Here is an 18,763-nt window from a genome sequence, read left to right on the forward strand (position 1 = left end):
CGAGGACCTCCCCATGAACAGAAGGCGCTCCCGCCGCCAGGCCATCGCCCTGCCGGCCCTCTGCCTGGCGCTTCTTGCACTCGCGCTGCAGCCCTCGGCACGGGCAGCGGACGACGGATCGGAAGATGTCATGCAGGCCGTCGAGGGACTCTGGGCCTACACGGACCTGGTGACCCGCGACGGGCAGTCGCTGCCGCTCACCGGCATCTTCCTGTTCAAGGACGGCACGTTCCTGCAGCAGAGCATCTTCAACGGCGAGCCCTTCGAGGCCCAGGGCGCCATGGCCCATGCCGGCCCCTACTGGCCCGGGGGCGCCGGCCTGCGCATGACCTCGGACCCCACGCTGAGCCTGGACCCCGGCAGCAAAGCGCCGCTGACCTCCACCGGCGTGCTCGAGCACGACATCGCGGTGCGCCGCGACGGCGAGGAACTGGTGATCCAGTTCGGCGGCGGCACCAGCACCGTGCAGAGCTTCCGCCGCCTGGGCGACGCCGCCGACGCGGCCCTCTACCCGCTCGAGCACGGCGTCTTCGCCCTCGTCGACGGCCATTTCATTCTCGTCAGCGGCAACGCGGAGCGCGCGGTCACCGGCTACGGTACCTATGAGCGCGACGGCGACGCACTCACGCTCGCAATCACCCGCTGGGCCGAGAGCGACGGCGAGCAGGTGACCAACCGCAGGGACACCACCCTGGCGGCCACCTTCGACGGCACCGCCCTCGCCCTCCCCGGTGGCCAGCGCCTTGCGGTCGTCGCGAAAGGGGACGCGGCGCCGTGAGCGAGCAGACCTTCACGCTCTACGACCTGCGTGTCGAGACCATCGAAGGGGACCGGCCCTTCGTCTGCAGCCACGAAGTCGGCAGCGGCTTCGAGGTGCGCGGCGAGAACATCCACATGGATGCCGGCAAGCCCTTTTCCCTCTACGCCCTGGCGGCGCTGCTGCCGCTGCTGCCGCCCAAGCAGCGGCCCCTGAACGAGTTCGATTGGATGGCGACGGACCACGTCATCGCCTGCCCGGACCCCCATTGCGGCGCGCGCTTCCGCATCAGCCGCATCGGCCGCCAGGTCGTGCGCCGCGACGACACCACCGTGGAACCGCTGCCGGAGAACAACCCGTGGAAGGAGTGATCGACCGCTTCACCCTGGCCGAAGGCTACACGATCTCCCGCGTCATCAAGGGCGGCTGGCAGCTGTCCGACGGGCACAGCGACAGCCTGTCCGCCGACCCGGTGGCCGACATGTTCGCCTTCGTGGAACGCGGCATCGACACCTTCGACTGCGCGGATATCTACACTGGCGTGGAGGCGCTCATCGGCGAGTTCATCGCCGCGAACCGCGAGCGGGCGGAGCCGTGGCCGGTCCGCGTGCACACCAAGTACGTACCGGACTACGACGCCCTCGGCTCCCTGACCCGCGCCGACGTGGAGACCATCATCGACCGCTCCCTGCGCCGACTGAACCAGGAGCGTCTCGACATGGTGCAGTTTCACTGGTGGAACTATGCGGTGCCCGGCTGGGTGGAGGCGGCGCAGTGGCTCGGCGAGTTGCAGCGGGCGGGCAAGATCGACCGGCTGTCGCTGACCAACTTCAACACGGAGAAGACCCGGGAACTCGCCGACACCGGCATCGAGCTGACCACGACCCAGGTCCAGTATTCGCTCCTCGACCCGCGCCCGGAGAAAGCCCTCGCCGGCCTGTGCGCCGAGCGCGGCATGCACCTGCTGTGCTACGGCACGCTCGCCGGCGGCTTCCTGAGCGACCGCTGGCTGGGCGAGGCCGAGCCGACGGCGCTGGCGAACCGCTCACTGGTCAAGTACAAGCTGATGATCGACGAGGCCGGCGGCTGGGCGCTGTTCCAGGAACTGCTAGAGGCCCTCGCCGCGGTCGCCCGGCGCCACGGCACGACGATTGCCACCGTGGCCTCGCGCTGGGTGCTCGAGCAGCCCCGGGTGGCCGCGGTCATCATCGGCGCGCGCAACGCGGCGCACGTGGACCGCTACGCCGAGCTGTTCCGCTTCACCCTGGACCAGCAGGATCGCGACGCCATCGCCGCCGTGCGCGCGCAGATGCAGGTTCCCGCCGAGGACGTCTTCGATCTCGAGCGGGACAAGGACGGCCGCCACGGCAGCATCATGAAGTACAACCTGAACGCCGATTGACAGCGCCCCCTGCGCAACGGGTAGCGCGGCGACCGCTCAGTCCGTGTAGCCGTAGACCGACCGGGCGTGCTCCTCGGAGATGAAGCCGTCGAGGAGATCGTTGCGAACCGCTTCCGGGTCGCGCTGCGCCGCATCGCCGTAGCCGCCGCCACCGCCGGTCAGGGAATGGATGACGGTGCCGACCGGGAGCGAGAAGTCGTTGATCTTTAGGCACTCCACGGGCGCCTCGCCGGGACGCTCGATGCGCACCACCGGCTTCTCGCCGTCACCTCCGCCGAACAGCCCCCAGGCCGGCGTGTCCGAACGCTCGAACCAGAGCCACAGCGAGGACTCCGCCTCCACCCGGTATTTGCGCGAGGTGCCGTTGCCGCCGCGGTAGCGCCCGGCGCCACCGGAGTCCTGGCGGATGCTGTACTCTAGGATCCGTAGAGGATACTTGCTCTCGAAGATCTCGATCGGCAGGTCCTTGAAGCTGCCGTTCACGTTGTTGATGAGCGAGCTCGCCCCGTCGCCGCCGTCGAAGGCCCCCCAGCCGCCGGTGGTCGGCTCGATCATGAGGTAGCGGGCGTGGTTCTGCCGGGGGTCGGTGCCGGCGATGGTGATGACCATGGAGTCACCGTAGTGCGCGCCGGCGGCACGCTCCGGCATTACCGGCGCGAGGGCCTTCACGATCAGGTCGATGAGCAGGCCGAGGGGCGTGAAGTACCAGCCGCAGGGCGCCGGTTCCTGGGCGTTGAAGATCGAGGCTTCCGGCGCGCTGACGTCCAGGGCCCGGAAGGAACCGCCGTTCGGGGAAACATCGGAGCAGATGAGCAGCTTGTAGGCCACGCGGGCGGCGGCCACGGTCTGCGTCAGGCCGCAGTTGACCGGGCCCGCGGCCTGCGCGGCGGAGCCCGCCAGGTCGATTGCCATGCCGTTCCCCGCGACTGTCAGGCGCAGGCGGACCGGAACCGGCCCGTTGCCGAGCCCGTCGTCGTCGATGGTGCCCTCGGCGGTGTACTCGCCGTCGGGCAGCGCGGCGATGGCCTCGCGCTCCTTGGCCTCGGTCTGGGCGTAGATCTCGTCCCGCGCCGCGCGCACCGTCTCGGCGCCGAAGCGGTCGAAGAGCGCCTTCAGCCGCTGCTCGCCCGTGCGCCCGGCGGCGATCTGCGCGTTCAGGTCCCCGATGGTGGCGTCGCCGAAGCGGCTGTTCAGGCGCAGCAGCTCGATCACGTCCTCCCGCGGTTCCCCCCGGTCATAGAGTCGCGTCGGCCCCCAGCGGGTCCCCTCCTGGTAGATCTCGCGGGAGTCGACGGGCGTACCCGGGTCCTTGGCGCCGACATCCAGCCAGTGCGCGCGGGAGGCAGCGAAACCGATGCGCTCGCCGCGCCAGAAGATGGGCATGATGATCGTGGAGTCGTTCAGGTGCGTGCCCGTCATGTACGAGTCGTTCATGTAGAACACGTCGCCTTCCTGGAAGTAGTCCCAGCCGTAGCGCTCCGCCATGATCTTCACGCAGATCTCGAGGTTGCCGAGAAACAGGGGCAGGCCCAGGCTCTGCCCGAGCACCTCGCCCTGCTCGTCGATGAGTGCCACGGAGCAGTCCTTGCCCTCGTAGATCACCGGCGTGAAGGCACTGCGGATCAGCGTCGCATTCATGTCGCTGGCGATGGCGACAAAGGCGTTGCGGATGATCTCCGTCGTGATCGGGTCGATGCTGCTCATGCGCTGGCTCCTTTCTTCAGCAGGAGATTGCCCTTGGGGTCGACGGTGAGCGTCCAGCCCGGCGGCATCACCGTGGTCGCGCTCTGCTCTTCCACGATCGCCGGGCCGTCGAAGGTGAAGCCCTCGCGGAGCCGGTCGCGCAGCAGCACCGCCGTGCTGTGGCGCTCGCCGCGGAAGACGGCCTCGCGCTCGCCGGCCAACGGGTCGCCGTCGCGCACCGGCGCGTCTTCACCGCGGTACTTGCCGATGGCGCCGATGGCGGCAACGCGCAGGTTCACGAACTCGATCGGTGCCGCCGGGCTGGCGTGGCCGTGGCGCTGCCGGTGGGTCTCGTGGAAGCGACGCGCCAGTTCCCCGGCCGAAATGCCCGCCTCGAGGGGGATGTTGATGGTGTACTCCTGCCCGGCATAGCGCATATCCGCCGAGCGCTCGCAGTGGGCCTTGCCGGCCTCGATGCCCTCTTCCAGCACCGCGTCCCGCCCCTCGGACTCCAGCGCCGCAAAGGCCCCCTCGAGCTCCTCGCTGTCCACGCCGGCTGCGGCGCGGAAGAACGACAGCGTGACATCCCGGCGCAGGTCCGTCTGCAGCATGCCCCAGGCCGAGAAGGTGCCGGGAAAACGCGGGATGAGCACCTCGCGAATATCCAGCTCCTCCGCCAGGAACGCCGCCGCCATGGGGCCGGCGCCGCCGAAGGCGACGAGGGTGAAGTCGCGGGGGTCGACGCCCTCGCTCACGGTGATCGTGCGCATGGCATCCGCCATCGCCGCGTTGGAGATCGCCAGGATACCCTCGGCGAAGGGCTCCGGCTCCATACCGGCACCGGCTGCCAGGGTCTCGATAGCCTTCGCCGTGGCGCCGGCATCCAGGGACATCTCGCCGGAGAGCAGCGAGCGCGCGCCCAGGCGGCCAAGGTACAGGTTGGCATCGGTGACCGTGGGCTCCGTGCCGCCGTTGCCGTAGCAGGCAGGGCCCGGCACGGACCCGGCGCTGTGCGGGCCGACGCGGACCGCGCCCTTGTCCAGCCAGGCGATCGAACCGCCGCCGGTGCCGATGGTGCGGATGTCGACGATGGACATCAGCAGCGGCAGCCCCTCGAGTTCCGTCTCCAGGGTCGTGGACGCCTTGCCGTCGACCACGAGGCTGAGGTCGAAGGACGTGCCCCCCATGTCGACGCAGAGCAGGTTCTGGCGACCGGTCCGCTCCGAAAGCGCCGTCCCGGCGATGGTCCCGCCGACCGGTCCGGACAGCAGCGTGTACACCGGCTTGTCCCGGGCGCTTTCCGCCGTGACCACGCCGCCGCTGGACTGCATGATGTGGACGCCGGCCTTCATGTCGCGCTCGCGCAGCTGCTCTTCCAGGCTCAGCAGGTAGCGCTCGACCACCGGTGCCACGTAGGCGTTCATGACCGCCGAGGAAGCGCGCTCGTACTCGCGCCACTCCCGGGCCACCTCGTGGGACAGGGAGATCGACACCCCCGGCAGCGCTTCGCGGAGGATCTCCCGGGCGCGCAGTTCATGCGCCGGGTAGGCGTAGCTGTGCAGGAAGCAAACGGCGACCGCGTTGACCCCTTCTTGACGAACTTTCTCAACGATCGGCGCGAAGTCCGCCTCGCAGAGCGGCTCGAGCTCGCTGCCGTCCCAGGCCAGGCGACCGCCGATCTCGTGCACATCGCGCCGTGGCACCAGCTGCCCGGGCTTCTGGTAACGCAGGTCGTACAGCGCATCGCGGTTGCCCCGGGCAATCACGTAGCTGTCGCGCGCGCCGCGGGTGGTCAGCAGCAGCACCCGCTCCCCGCGACGCTCGAGGAAAGCGTTGAGACCGACCGTCGTCCCGTGAACGAAGTAGTCGATGGCCGACAGGTCCGGGATCACACCGGAGATGCCGTTGATCACCCCTTCGGCGGGATTTTCCCGGGTCGTGGGCACCTTGTTCACGAAGGCCGGCCCGTCGGAGGGCTGGATGACGATATCGGTAAAGGTGCCGCCGATATCTGCAGAGACTTGGTAGCGCGTCATGTCAGAAGTTGTACCTCAGGCGAAGGTTCCAGATCCGGCCCGGTGCGGCCGCCGAGAAGCCGCCGGCGACCCACTCGGAGTTGTATTCCTCGTCGAGCGCATTCTGCAGCTGCCAGAGGACGGACCATTTCTCGTCGGCATCCTCGATACCGAGCCGCACGCTGAGGAAGTCCAGCGGGCTGCGGTCGGTGGAATTCTGCACGTCCCAGTACTGGCTGCCGCGGCGCTCGTAGTCGACCCGCGCGAACAGGTCGATGCCCGGGAGCGGCGACGGTGCCACCAGCTGGCCGCCGATGTTGATCGTCTCGTCGGCGATGTAGGGCGCGTCATTGCCCTCCACGGAGGGGTCGACCGCGTATTCCTCGATCTCGCTGTCCGTGAAACCGTAGGCGGCGTACAGGTCGAGGTACTGGTTGACGCGGTAATTGAGCTCGAGCTCGCCGCCGTAGAGCTGCACCTCGTCGATGCTGGTCAGGATCTGCGCGCTCACGGCGCCGATGAAGGAGAAAAAGTGCTGCCCCTCCACCTTGGTGCTGAAGGCCGCCGCCACGAGGCGCAGCCGGTCGTCCAGGAACAGCCCCTTGTAGCCGACCTCGAAGGACTCGGACTCCTCCTGGTCGACCACGTCGGTGATGCCGACCAGGCCGACGGACTCGGCCACGTCCGAGATACCGTTCTGGTTGAACTGGCCGCTGCGGAAGCCGCGGCCCCAGGTGGCATAGAGGTTGTGCTGGTCCGTGGGCCGGTAGCGCAGCGTGACCTTGGGCTGCCACATGTCGAAGGTTTCCTCGTTGCGCGCCCCCGGCTCACCCGCCGGGAACTGCAGCGGCGAAACGTCCTGCTGGCGCTTTTCCTCGTCGTAGCGGAGCGCAGTCGAGAGCTCGAAGTGCTCGCCGAGGTCCGCATTCACCTGGCCGAACACCGCCATGGCCTCGTTGCTGTTGTCGTCGGCGAGGAAGGAGGTCGTCGGGTTGCTGGGATCGCTGGTCGGCTCGCGCTCGAGGCGGATGATGCCGGCGCCGGTATCGACACCCGTCGACAGCGACACGAAGCGGTCCCAGTCGAGGTAGTAGGCGCCGATCTCCCAGCGAAGCGCCTGGTCGTCGGGCGAGCGGAAGCGCACCTCCTGGCTCCAGGCCTCGATGTCGAACCAGCCGGTCTGGGTGCCGTCATTGCCGAACAGTTCCGGCGGGCTCATCGCGGCCGTGTAGGGGAACTGGTCGGAATCGGACCACTCCTCGAGGTCGGTGTAGCTGGTGGTGGCGGTCAGCGTACCGAGGTCGGTGACCCAGTCCACCTTGAGCGCGAAATCGTCCATGTCGCGCTCGCCGTAGTCGAGGTTGTTGTCGCGCACCGGCAGCACGTTGTCCGCATCGATCGGACCCGTGTCCGTGCCGAAACCGATGGCCGTGATATTGTCGTCGGCGAGATCCACGCCCTGGAACTGGAAGCCGATGCCGCGACCCTTGTGGCGTGCCATGCTGGCGCGGAAGTCGAGGCTCAGCGTGTCGCTGGGCTCCCAGATCAGGCGGCCGCGCACCACCGTGTCCTCGAAGCGGTCGGCCTTCTCCTGGCGGGTGATGTTGTAGAGGTAACCCTCGCGGTCGATGTAGCGGCCGGAGAGCTGTCCGTAGAGCTGGTTCTCGACGATGGCACCGCCGTAGGAGCCCTCCACGAGGTACTCGTCACCGGCCCCCGTACCCACGCTGACATAGCCGTCCGCCTCGTTGGTAGGGCGCTTGGTGTTGATGATGATGGCGCCGCCCGTGGCGTTGCGGCCGTAGATCGCCCCCTGGGGACCCTTCACCACCTGCACGCTCTCGAGGTCGAAGAGTTCCTGGCGGAACTGGATGCCGCTGAACTGCAGCACGCCGTCGATAACCGTGGCGACCGGCGCCTCACCGTTGCGTACCTGGGTCAGGCCGCGGATGCTGAGGAAGCTGGTGCCGATGCCCTGGGAGGTGGCGAGCGTGACGTTGGGCGTCAGGGAGACGAAGTCCTCCATGCGCTGGATGTTGGCATCCTGCAGCGTTTCCGCGGAAAACGCGGTCACCGCGTAGGGCGCGGCCTGCAGTGTTTCCTCGCGACGCCGCGCGGTGACGATGACCTCTTCAAGCATGACCGGTTCATCACTGGCCGCACCCTGGGCCAGGGCCGGCGGGGTCAGCACCGCCGCGAGGGCACTGACGATGAGGCGGCGCTGCCTGTTGCTGCTCTGCTTGTGCATGGTTTTTGCTCCCCTGGAAGCCGTTCGCTTTGTCGTGTCGCGGGCTCGCTTTCCGGGCGACGGCGGCACCGGTGCCCGCGCCGGAGGCCTGGCCCCCTTGCTTCGAAAGGTGAGTTAAATTTTTAACCATGTCAATCTTTTTTGATATGCTATAAACATTGAATCGCGCCCCCGGCGCCAAGGAGCCACCGTGCGACAAGCCGGAAAAACGAAAGCGGACAAGGCAACCCCGGAGAAAACGGGCCGCCACGTGCGCCGCTCCATCGGCGGCCTGCTCAAGGCGAAGCGCCTCGAGCAGGGTCTGACGCTGCAGGAGCTGGCGCAGCGGGCAGAATTGTCCGCCGCTTTCCTGTCGCAGGCCGAGCGCGGCAAGGCGACACCGTCGATCGTCTCCCTGATCAATATCGCCCGCGCGCTGGACACGGATATCCACTACTTCATCTCGCCCCCCGCTGCCGCGACGCTGGTCAGCCGGGCCGACGAGCCGCGCTACCTGGAACTGGATTCGCCGGTGCAGTACCGGGTGATGAATGCGAACATTCCGAACCAGCGCCTGGGCGCCCTGCTCATGACCGTGCCGCCGGGTATCGAGCTCCCGGCCGTGCACCGGGACGAGGGGGAGGACCTGTTCTTCATCCTGAGCGGGGAAATCGAGCTGGATATCGACGGCAAGCACTTCACCCTGGGCGCCGGCGATTCGACCCACATCAACACGCAGCTGGACCACAGCATGCGCAACAGTGGCAGCGAGGAGGCCACGCTGCTGTGGGTGGGAACACCCGCGCTGCTGCCCCCGGAAAGGTCGGACGAGAGCTGACGCCGGTGTCTGAGCTCCGCATCGAGACGGCGCTCGGCACCGTTCGCATCGCCCTGGCCACCGCACAGGCCCCCGTCACCACCGCCTATTTCCTGGACCAGGTGTGCCGCGGCCGGCTCAGCGGCGGCAGCATCTTCCGCGTTCTGTCCAGCGAGCTAAGCGCCACCGACGCCGGCGCGATGATCGATGCCGTGCAGTTCGGGACCGCGCGCGGCCTCGACGAGGAGCGGCAGCGGATCGTCCACGAGAGCACGGCGGTCAGCGGCCTCCGCCACGAACCCTGGACCGTGTCCGCCGCGCGCTTTGCGCCGGGCGAGCTCTACGGCAGCTTCTTCGTGTGTGTGCAGGCGGAGCCGTCGCTCGATTACGGGGGAGCGCGGCACCCGGACGGGGAGGGCTTTGCCCCCTTCGGCCGAGTCGTTGCGGGCCGGGCGGTGATACGCCGTGCCCACGACCTCGCCGAGGCCGGCGGGCTCCTGAAACACCCCGTGCCGATCCTCGACGTGTCCGTCATCGATCCATCGGTCGCTGCAAAACCCGCCTAGCGGTCTCTCTCGCTCTCCTCCAGCGCCCCGTCGCCGGCGCCCTGCGCAATGCCGGCGAACGCCAGGGTGCGCGACACCAGGAGGTCCGTGGACACGAAGACGGGGAGCGGCGCGTCGTCCGGGGTGAGCACCAGCGGTATCTCCGTGCAGGCGGCAATCAGCGCCTCGGCACCCTGCACCGCCAGGCTGTCGGCCAGCGCCGCCATGGCAGCGGTCAGTTCAGCGCCGCGCTCCCCGGCCTTGATGCGGTAGACCAGGGCCATGAACGCCGCCTGCTCGGGCGGTCGCCAGAGCACGGGTTCGCAGCCCCGGGCGGCGAGCGCGCGCTGGTAGAGGCCGGCCTCGAGACAGCCGTCCGCGGCCATCACCCCGATCCGGCGGGGCCCGCCGGCGTCAAGCGCATCGACGGTCGCGTCGATGATGGACAGGAAGGGCACCGTCACCGCGGCGCGGATGTCATCTTCCCAGGCGTGCGCCGTGTTGCACACCATCACCAGCACGTCGGCTCCCGCGCGCTCAAGGCCCCGGGCCATGGCCGCGAGCGCCGGGCCGACGCCGGCCGCTCGGCCGGCGATGGTACCGTGACGGTTGGGCACAGCCGGGTTGTGGTCGACGAGGAGGCGGAGGTGCTCCTGGTCCGACGGTGCCGGCGTCGACGCGATCAGCCGGGCCATGAAATCCACCGTTGCCGCAGGACCCAGGCCGCCGAGCACGCCCACGGTGGGGCGGGCAGTCACGACGCCGCTTCCTCCGGGCGCGGCCCGCCGAAGCGGAAGCAGGGCCGGTAGGTGGACGGGTCGATGCGCATGCGCCCCTGGCTCACGAAGGCCTCGAGCAGCTGGCCCAGTCCCGCCACCACGTCGCCCTCGCCGTACAGGCAGAAGGGCCCGTAATGCTCTACGGCGCGCACGCCGAAGTCCTTGACGTTGCCGGCGACGATGCCCGAGAAGGCCCGGCGCAGCTCGGCGATGAGCACGTGCCGCGGCTGGTCCCGGTGCAGGGCCAGGGCCGCCATGTTCTCGTGGCTGGGCACGAAGGGCTGCTGCAGTTCCTGCGGGATGTGCAGCTTCCAGTGGAAACTGAAGGACTCGCTGCGCTCGATGCGCTGGCGGCGCACCTCTTTCACGGCGCGCTTCATGGCCCGCGCCACCGCCGGCGCATCGCCGGTGATGATCTCGTAGTGCTCGGCGACCTCGTCCCCCAGCGTGGCGCGCAGGAAGCGGTCGATGTCGCGGAAATAGCTGGCGCTCTCGGCGGGCCCGGTGAAGATGAGCGGCAGCTCGACGCCGGCGTTGTCCGGGTGCAGCTTGATGCCGAGGAGGAACAGGATTTCCTCGGCGGTGCCGACGCCACCGGGAAAGACGACGAGGCCGTGGGCGATGCGCACGAAGGCTTCCAGCCGTTTTTCGATGTCCGGCAGGATCACCAGCTCGTTGACGATCGCGTTGGGCGATTCCGCGGCGATGATCCCCGGCTCGGAAACACCGATGAAGCGGCCATCGCGGTTCAGCTGCTTCGCGTGGGCGATGGCGGCCCCTTTCATGGGCCCCTTCATGGCGCCGGCACCGCAACCGGTGCAGATATCGAAGCCGCGCAGCCCGAGGGAGTAGCCGACAGTCTTCGAATAATCGTATTCCCCCCGGGGAATCGAGTGCCCGCCCCAGCACACCACGAGGCGCGGCTGCAGGTTGCTGCGCACCACGTTGGCATTGCGCAGGATCCGGAACACGGCGTCGGTGATGCCGTCGGGGGTCGCTAGGTCGAAGGCCTGCTGCTCGGCGAGCTTGTGCTCCGTGAAAATGATGTCGCGCAGCGCCGCGAACAGGTGACTGCGGATACCGGCAATCATGCGGCCGTCGACAAAGGCCTGCGCCGGTGCGTTGCTCAGCACCAGCTGGAGGCCCCGCGGCTCCGGCACCACCTCGATGGCGAAGTCGCGGTAGGCATCGTAGACGGCGCGGGCATCGTCCGTGCCGCCGTCCGTGTTGAGGATGGCCAGGGCGCAGCGGCGGAACAGCTCGTGGCTGGACGCGTCGGCGTTGGCGAGGCTGGCCATCTCGCGCCGGGACAGCAGGTCGAGCGTCTGCAGGGGGCGCACGGAAGCGCGCACCACACGCGGGGCGGTGCCGGGCGGCGGGCTGAGTTCGTCTTCGTTCATGGCGCCCAGTATATACGCCGATTATTACCGCGAACCCCGCTGTGGCTGCGGCACCGGCAATAGTGACCATCTTTTGTCGCAACCGGCGGGTGGGCCGAAGCGCCACCCGGGGAGTACCACTTCAGGCAGTGTCGCGAAACACGCAGCGCACGCACATCGAAAAACCTATCGGAGGAACAGCCATGAACATCGCGAAACGGATTCTCCTTGCACCGGCCGCCGCGCTGGCGCTGGTCGCAGCAGGTCCCGCCCTTGCCGACCACCACGCGGGCACGACCGACGAAGCCACCCCCGACATCGTCGAGATCGCCGCCGGCAACGAGGACTTCAGCACGCTGGTCGCAGCCCTGAAAGCGGCCGGCCTGGTCGAGACGCTCCAGGGCGAGGGCCCGTTCACGGTCTTCGCGCCCACGAACGCGGCCTTCGCCGCGCTGCCCGACGGCACGGTCGAGAGCCTCCTCGCGCCCGCCAACAAGGCGCAGCTGACCGCCGTGCTGACCTATCACGTCATCCCCGGCGCGGTCTACGCCAGCGACGTGGTGGAGCTGTCCAGCGCCACGACCGTCCAGGGCGGTGATGTCAGCATCAGCACCGAAGACGGCCGCGTAATGATCGACGGCGCGGAAGTCATCAAGACCGACATCGAAGCGGAGAACGGCGTGATCCACGTCATCGATGCGGTCCTGCTGCCCTCGAAGTAGCGCGTTGCGCCCCACCCCTGCCGCGGCCTCCCGGTGGAGGCCGCGCTCTCCCGCCGACGGCGGCTAGAACGCCACCAGGACGCTGAAAGCGCCGAAGCTCGCGTTGTCCCGCTGTCCCTCGAACTCATCGCTGCGGAACACGTGCGTGTAGGCCAGCTGGAAGCCGCGGAAGCTGGCCACGGCACCGACCTGGAGGTCACCGACCAGCGGCAGCTTCTCGACGCTCGCGCTATCGTGGAAGGTATTGCCATCGAGAAAGATATTCTGCGCGACCGCGCGTGCCTCGATGCTGGCGTAGAGATACCAGCCCCGGTCACTCGCCTCCACCAGGCCCGCCCCGGGCACTGACGGCTGTATCCGCGGCGGACCGAACTGGTCGGCGATATCGTCCCCGAACAGCAGGCTCGCGCCGAAGTTCGCGTAGGTGAACACGTTGCCCAGGGCAAAGCCGCCGTGCGGCGACAGCGTGACCTCGAAGGGTCCCACGGGTCTCGGCGTCATGTTCCAGCGCCGCTGGTAGGTCGCCATCACCGCCGGTTCGTTCTCGAGCTGGTACTCCCAGCCCTGCGGGTCATCCGAGCCGATGAGCTGGTGGAACCAGTCCTGCGTCGGCCCGGCGAGGGAAGCGGGGCCGACGACGCCCAGGGACAGCTCCAGGCTGTTCAGCTGGCGCTCGCTGCGTCCGCTGATGCCGGCGGTGGCGTAGAGCCAGCCGGCGTAGGGCCGGTCCGCCGGGTCCGGCGGGTCCAGGGTGATGTCGCGCGGTGTGTACATGTTCTGGCCGACGCTGAGCACCGTGCGGTACTCGGCTTCCGCCGGAAACAGCCCGGTGCGGTCCGACGTATCGCGCAGCCAGTCCGGCGTGACGTTGCGCGGCAGGATCCGCCCGAGGCGGATGCCGTTGGTGTAGTGGCGGTCGGTGTCGCTGAAGACATCGTTTTCGACCACGAGCCCCCAGGCGCCCTCGTCGTCGGCGGCCCGCGGCGCTCCGCCGGCGGCGACCGCAGCCAGGCAGGCGAGGAGGAGCGCCCGCCCGGTCGGCGGCGCGGACCTTGCACTCACGGCAGGGCTGCTTCAACGGCGAGGGCAAGCCCCCGGCCCGGCGCGTCCAGACCCGAGCCGTGCTCCCGGTAACGGGTATCGAGCACGTTGTCGAGGCCGACGGTCACGGTCCAGCGCTCACCCAGGTCTCGCTCCGCGCGCAGGTGCCAGGCGGCCCAGCCGTCGGTGCCGTTCGGGTCGATGCGCGGGTCGCTGACGTCGCGCGGGCTGAGCCGGTCCTGCTCTGCCGCGAACTGCAGTACCGCGCGGCCGCGCCAGGGACCCGCTGGATCCCAGGCCAGGGCGAGGCGGCCATTGAGCGGGGGAATGCGGTCGCCGGGTACCGTGGTGCCGTCACCGGGCCGGTCCTCGCCGCGGGTCCAGTTCGCCGTGGCGTCCAGGGCGAGACGCGGCGACAGCTGCGCGCGCAGGCCCAGCTCGGCGCCGTGGAGCCGGGAGCGGCCGATGTTCTCGCTGGTGACGACGATGCGGCCCGTGGGGGTCAGCTCGCCGGTCTCGACGCTGGTGATGCGGTTCTCGTAGTCGAGGCGAAAGAAAACCAGCTCCGCACGGGCGGCCCCGCCCTCCCAGCGCAGGCCGATATCCGAACTGAGCACCGTTTCCGGCCCGAGGCCGCTGTTGGCGACATTGAAACGATTGCCCGGCCGCGGGCCGAGGGTGCCGAGGTCGAAGATGTTGGGCACGCGGAAGCCCTCGGCGACATTCGCCAGCAGGGCGAAACCCCCGCCCAGTTCCTGGCGCAGGCCCAGCTGCAGGCTGAGGTCGTCGGGCTCGAGCCGTGCGCCCGGATCCACGGCCGTCGCGGCGAGCTCCACGCGGTAGCGGCTGTAGCGGCCGCCGAGCTCGATGCTCGTCCCCGGCGCGGGTGTCCAGGCGTGGGTGAGGAATAGCGCGCCACTCGACAGCGTCGACCCGTCCGGGAAGCGCGCGCCGACAACCGCCGGCTCACGATCGCCCGCCGCAACCTGCCGCGCGCTGTGCACCCGGTCATGGGTCAGGTCCATCCCGTAGCGGGTACGGTGCGCGCCGGACCAGCGCTTCGCCAGCACCAGCGACGCACTGTACAGATCGCTGCGGTTCTGCTCCGTGAACGTGAGCGGGCTGCCGAAATCGCGGGTCTTGCGGTCATCGTCGATACGCTGCCAGCCCACCTGCAGCCGCGCCTGGTCGGCCCAGGGCCGGTCCACGGCGGGTTCCAGCACGAGGCCGAGGAAGGAGCGAACATTCGGCGAGAACTCGAACAGGGAGGACGAGGGGTCGTCCTGCCCGTAGCCCGGCACCAGCTCGTCGACGCGCGGTGTCGAGGGCTGCTCCAGGTGCTGGGCCAGCAGGCGCCACTCGCCGTCACCCGCCAGCCGGTGGCGGGTCATGAGATTGATGCCCCGGCTCTCGTAGCCGCTGGGCACGACCGTTTCGCCGCCCCCGGTCTCCCGGTCGTCGATGTCCACCCACTGCGCCGCCAGTTCCACGGCGTTGTCTCCGTCGCCCCAGGCGACACCGCCGGTGCCCTGGCGGCCGTTGTCGCTGGACACCCAGGCGGCACGGCCGAAGGCCGTCAGGGGCCGGTCGAAAGCCGGCGGGCGGGTCACGACCTGCACCGCGCCGCCCATGGCGTCACTGCCGTAGAGCGTCGCCACGGCGCCGCGGGCCACCTCGACGCTGGCGATGCCGGCCGTCGGCACCAGGCCCAGGTACTGGTTCGGCGAACTGCGGTAGAACGCATTGTTCAGGCGGAAGCCGTCCACGAGGTGCAGTACCTGGCTGCCCTTGAGGCCGCGGACGATGGGAATCCCCTGCCCCGGGGTGGTCTGCTGGACGAAGGTACCGGGCATGCCGCGGAACAGGTCCGACGGCAGCACCGGGGCGGTTTCGCTGGCGGCGGCCGGAACCCGGCGGCTCACCGCAACGCTGGCGCTGCGGGCCGGGGAGGCGAGGCGCTGCGCGGTCACCGCCACGACCTCGAGCACCGGCGCTGCCGGTGCGCTCTTCGCGGCAACCGGGGAAGCCGCCGCCGCGCAGAGACCGGCAAGGGCCAGCCAGCGCACCCCGCTGGCGTGCCGGCGGCGGCGGTTACCGGTCACTCCCCGGCCGGGACGACCTGGCCGGTGCTCCAGGGAGCGCCGGCCTCCAGGAGCGCCGCGCGCAGGGCGGGCAGCTCCGTGTCGAGGATGCCGTTGAGCTGCTCGCGCAGCGGCGCCAGGGCCTCGCGGGCGTAGCCGAGGGACTGCCGGTGCGCCGGTGTCGGCCCGTAGCTGGAGCCGCTCACACCCATCTTGGCGTGGGACAGCCAGTTGCCGACCCGGTGCACCTCGTCGGCGCCGATGGCCTGCTTCGAACGATGGCCGTTGAGCCCCTGGTCGAGGTCGTAGAGACGCCGGCGCAGGTCGTGCAGCTTCGCGTCGAGTTCGCCGGGGGCCGCGGGCGTCTTCGCCAGCGCGGTCTGCATCGCCTCGACGGTCTCGACGGCATCTTCGAGAGCGTAGCGCGCGGCGCTCAGCTGGCCTTCCACGGCGGCAACCTCCTGCCAGAACGCGTGCACTTCCGCCATGGGCGCGCCCTCGAGCGCCCCCTCGTAGAGCCGCTCCACGGCGAAGCTGACCGGTCCGGCCAGCGCGCGGGTCTCCCCGTTTTCCTCGAGGACCAGCTCGGCGCTGTACTCGCCGGGCGCCACCAGGAAGCCCTTCGGCGGCAGCCCCTGCCAGTTCTCCGGGGTCTCGATGGAACCCCGGTAGGGGTGGCGGAGGTCCCAGGCCACGCGGTGGAAGCCTTTCTCCGCGGGCGCCGGCACCCGGCGGATCACCGTACCGCCGGCGTCGCGGATAACCAGTTCGAGCGCGGGGGCCGCCTCGCGGCGCTCGGCCTCGAGCGCCTCCCAGGCGGGGAAGGTGATCGCCTTGCCGGCCTCCCGGCGGGCCTTCTCCGCGGCCTGGCGCTTCGCCTCGCGGCTCTTGAAACCCTCCGCGAGGTGGTAGGTCAGCACCGCGCCGAAGGGCGGGTTGTCGGCGACGTAGAGCGCATCGCCCTGGCTGCCCCGGCGGGTGGAACCGAGCACACCGCGCTCGTGGTACCAGTCCGCATCGCGCGGCGTGAACAGGGTCGCCTCGGCCTCGAGCATCTCCGGGCTCAGCTCGCGCAGCGGCGTGTAGTCGTCGAGCACGAAGAAGCCGCGGCCGAAGCTCGCTGCCACCAGGTCGTTCTCGCGGCGCTGGATCTGGATGTCACGCAGCGGGATCGTCGGCATGTTGCCGTCGAGCTCGTGCCAGCTGCCGCCCGCGTCGATGGTGAAGAAAACGCCGAACTCCGTGGCCGCGAACAGCAGCTCCGGGCGCACGTGGTCCTGCACCAGGCGCCAGACGAGATGCTTGTCGGGGAGGTCGCCGGCAATGCTCTTCCAGCTCTTGCCGCGGTCCCGGCTCACCAGCAGGTAGGGCGCGAAGTCCCCGTACTTGTGGTTGTCGAGGGCGACGTAGACCGTGTCCGGGTCGTGCAGGTCGGCGCGGATATCGTTGACGAAGGCGCGTTCCGGTACCCCGGGGAGCTTGCTGACCTCCAGCCGCCGCCAGTTTTCACCACCGTCTTCGGAAACGGCAATCAGGCCGTCGTCGGTGCCCGCGTAGAGCAGCCCCTCGACGAGCGGCGACTCGGCCAGGGACGTGATGGTGTTGTACATGGACATGGCAAACAGGTCCCAGGGCGCATCCCAGCCCCAGGTCTGCTCCATGAGCGGCAGGTCGACCCGCTTCTCGTCGCGGGTGAGGTCGCCGGAAACCGCCGTCCAGCTGTCGCCGCGGTCCTCCGAGCGCCAGACGCGCTGCGAGGCGTAGTAGAGACGGGTCGGCTTGTGCGGGCTGACCAGGATCGGCGAGTCCCAGTTGAAACGCTCCGGCGGGTCGCCGGGCGCCGGCTGCGGCTGGATGTAGACCGTTTCGCCGGTAGTGAGGTCGACGCGGTTCAGGTTCCCCTGCTGCCACTCGGCGTAGAGAATGTCCGGATTGCCGGGCTCCGTGGCCGGCTGGTGGCCGTCCGCGCCGAGCACGACTTTCCAGTCTGCATTGCGGATGCCGTGCACGTTGTCGGTGCGCGCGGGGCCGCCCTGGGTGTTGTTGTCCTGAGTGCCACCATAGATATTGTAGAAGGGCTCGCTGTCATCGAGCGCCAGCTTGTAGTACTGGGTGACAGGCAGGTTGGCCACGAAGCGCCAGGTCTCGCCGCGGTCCCAGCTCTCGTAGAGGCCGCCGTCCGTACCCATCATCAGGTACTCCGGATCCTCGGGGTGGAAATTGATGGCGTGGATATCGCTGTGCTGCGTCTGCGTCGCCATGGTCTCGAAGGTCTTGCCACCATCCGTGGACTTCTGCACGCGCACGCCGACGAGGTAGAGCTCGTCGAAACGGTGCGGGCTGGCATAGAGCTCCTGGTAGTAGTGCGGGCCGGTGCCGCCGGCGACCGCATCGGCGCCCTTCTCCCAGGATGCGCCGCGGTCGGCGGAGCGCCAGACACCCCCGGTGCGGCGGTCGAGCTCGATGGCGGCATAGACAACGTCCGGATCCTGGGGCGAGATGGCGAGGCCGATCTTGCCCATGTTGCCTTCCGGCAGGCCCTTAGCGAGGCGCGTCCAGCTGCGGCCGCCGTCCTCGGAGCGATGCAGCCCGCTCTCCGGCCCGCCGCCCATGTAGGCGGCCACCGTGCGGTGATGCTGCCAGGTAGCGGCGTAGAGCACGTCCGGGTTGCGCGGGTCGATGACCAAGTCGGTGACCCCGGTCCACTCGCCCCCGCCCAGGGTCTTCTCCCAGGTCTCGCCACCGTCCGTGGTCATGTAGAGGCCACGTTCGCCGCCGGGGGACCAGAGCGGCCCCTGCACGGCGACCCAGACCGTAGCCGGGTCTTCCGGGTGCACGACGATGGTAGAGATGTGCTCGGACTCGGCCAGGCCCATGTTCTGCCAGCTCTTGCCGCCGTCATCGGAGCGGTAGATGCCGTCACCGAAGCCGACGTGACGGCCGCCGACGTTCTCGCCGGTGCCGACCCAGACCCGGCTCGGGTTGCCCGGGTCGACAGCGACGGAACCGATGGAATAGACGGGCTGGTCGTCAAACACCGGCGTCCAGGTGGTGCCCGCATTGGTCGTCTTCCACACACCGCCGGAGCCCACGCCCACGTACCACACGCTGTGGTCCGTCGGGTCCCAGGCGACATCGGCGATGCGGCCGGACATGAAGGCCGGGCCGATGTTGCGCCAGGCGAGGCCGGCGAAGGGATTCTTCTCGGCAGCCTCGCCTGTCGCTTCTTTAGCTTCAGCCGCGCCGGATATCGGCGAAGCCGCGACCAGGCAGGTGAGCGAAAAGGCGGTGGCGAAACGTCGAATCATGCTGTTG

Annotated in this window: 14 protein-coding genes; 6 read left to right on the forward strand and 8 right to left on the reverse strand. The window is 69.3% G+C overall.

What is annotated here, in order from left to right; genetic code table 11:
* The first annotated feature begins 13 nt into the window (after positions 1-13).
* From RKE50_RS13815 to RKE50_RS13825, 3 genes are read left to right on the forward strand one after another with little or no spacing between them, the layout of a single operon-like run.
* Complete coding sequence (locus tag RKE50_RS13815) at positions 14-778, forward strand: hypothetical protein (RefSeq protein WP_350037240.1); 765 nt, start codon at positions 14-16, stop codon at positions 776-778.
* Positions 775-1,128, forward strand: coding sequence for a TIGR04076 family protein (locus tag RKE50_RS13820; protein ID WP_350037242.1), 354 nt, complete (start codon positions 775-777; stop codon positions 1,126-1,128). Before RKE50_RS13815 ends, RKE50_RS13820 begins: the two co-directional genes overlap by 4 nt.
* The gene (locus RKE50_RS13825) at positions 1,116-2,159 is read left to right on the forward strand and encodes an aldo/keto reductase (protein WP_350037244.1); all 1,044 of its coding nucleotides are present in this window, start codon (positions 1,116-1,118) and stop codon (positions 2,157-2,159) included. Before RKE50_RS13820 ends, RKE50_RS13825 begins: the two co-directional genes overlap by 13 nt.
* Positions 2,160-2,195: 36 nt before the next feature.
* On the opposite strand, the gene RKE50_RS13830 is transcribed toward RKE50_RS13825, so the two are convergent.
* The 3 genes from RKE50_RS13830 to RKE50_RS13840 are packed head-to-tail and all read right to left on the reverse strand — an operon-like array spanning position 2,196 to position 8,105.
* Entirely contained in the window at positions 2,196-3,863 is a 1,668-nt protein-coding gene (locus RKE50_RS13830; RefSeq protein WP_350037249.1) for a hydantoinase B/oxoprolinase family protein, read from the reverse strand.
* The gene (locus RKE50_RS13835; protein WP_350037251.1) at positions 3,860-5,878 is read right to left on the reverse strand and encodes a hydantoinase/oxoprolinase family protein; all 2,019 of its coding nucleotides are present in this window, start codon (positions 5,876-5,878) and stop codon (positions 3,860-3,862) included. Before RKE50_RS13835 ends, RKE50_RS13830 begins: the two co-directional genes overlap by 4 nt.
* Position 5,879: 1 nt before the next feature.
* On the reverse strand, positions 5,880-8,105 hold the full coding sequence (locus RKE50_RS13840; protein WP_350037253.1) for a TonB-dependent receptor: 2,226 nt from the start codon (positions 8,103-8,105) through the stop codon (positions 5,880-5,882).
* A gap of 190 nt (positions 8,106-8,295) precedes the next feature.
* Here RKE50_RS13840 and RKE50_RS13845 point away from each other — a divergent pair, with 190 nt between their 5' ends.
* Positions 8,296-8,922: a helix-turn-helix domain-containing protein gene (locus RKE50_RS13845; protein WP_350037255.1), complete on the forward strand. Its 627-nt coding sequence runs from the start codon at positions 8,296-8,298 to the stop codon at positions 8,920-8,922.
* A 5-nt stretch (positions 8,923-8,927) separates the two neighbouring features.
* The gene (locus tag RKE50_RS13850; protein WP_350037257.1) at positions 8,928-9,467 is read left to right on the forward strand and encodes a peptidylprolyl isomerase; all 540 of its coding nucleotides are present in this window, start codon (positions 8,928-8,930) and stop codon (positions 9,465-9,467) included.
* Here RKE50_RS13850 and cuyB read toward each other — a convergent pair.
* Both cuyB and ppnN read right to left on the reverse strand, forming a co-directional pair.
* The gene (cuyB, locus tag RKE50_RS13855) at positions 9,464-10,204 is read right to left on the reverse strand and encodes a cysteate racemase (protein WP_350037259.1); all 741 of its coding nucleotides are present in this window, start codon (positions 10,202-10,204) and stop codon (positions 9,464-9,466) included. The two genes, RKE50_RS13850 and cuyB, sit on opposite strands and share 4 nt — an antisense overlap.
* Entirely contained in the window at positions 10,201-11,625 is a 1,425-nt protein-coding gene (ppnN, locus tag RKE50_RS13860; RefSeq protein ID WP_350037261.1) for a nucleotide 5'-monophosphate nucleosidase PpnN, read from the reverse strand. The genes cuyB and ppnN overlap by 4 nt, the downstream gene beginning before the upstream one ends.
* A gap of 182 nt (positions 11,626-11,807) precedes the next feature.
* On the opposite strand from ppnN, the gene RKE50_RS13865 reads away from it, so the two are divergent.
* On the forward strand, positions 11,808-12,326 hold the full coding sequence (locus tag RKE50_RS13865; RefSeq protein ID WP_350037263.1) for a fasciclin domain-containing protein: 519 nt from the start codon (positions 11,808-11,810) through the stop codon (positions 12,324-12,326).
* 63 nt (positions 12,327-12,389) lie between these two features.
* Here RKE50_RS13865 and RKE50_RS13870 read toward each other — a convergent pair whose 3' ends face one another.
* Genes RKE50_RS13870 through RKE50_RS13880 form a run of 3 tightly spaced genes read right to left on the reverse strand, consistent with a single transcriptional unit; the run spans position 12,390 to position 18,756 of the window.
* Positions 12,390-13,388, reverse strand: coding sequence for a lipid A deacylase LpxR family protein (locus RKE50_RS13870; protein WP_350037265.1), 999 nt, complete (start codon positions 13,386-13,388; stop codon positions 12,390-12,392).
* Positions 13,385-15,469, reverse strand: coding sequence for a TonB-dependent receptor (locus RKE50_RS13875; protein ID WP_350037267.1), 2,085 nt, complete (start codon positions 15,467-15,469; stop codon positions 13,385-13,387). Before RKE50_RS13875 ends, RKE50_RS13870 begins: the two co-directional genes overlap by 4 nt.
* Complete coding sequence (locus tag RKE50_RS13880; protein ID WP_350037269.1) at positions 15,466-18,756, reverse strand: VPS10 domain-containing protein; 3,291 nt, start codon at positions 18,754-18,756, stop codon at positions 15,466-15,468. The genes RKE50_RS13875 and RKE50_RS13880 overlap by 4 nt, the downstream gene beginning before the upstream one ends.
* Positions 18,757-18,763 lie beyond the last annotated feature (7 nt).

This window comes from Pseudohaliea sp. (assembly GCF_040217025.1).
Lineage (GTDB): Bacteria > Pseudomonadota > Gammaproteobacteria > Pseudomonadales > Halieaceae > Pseudohaliea.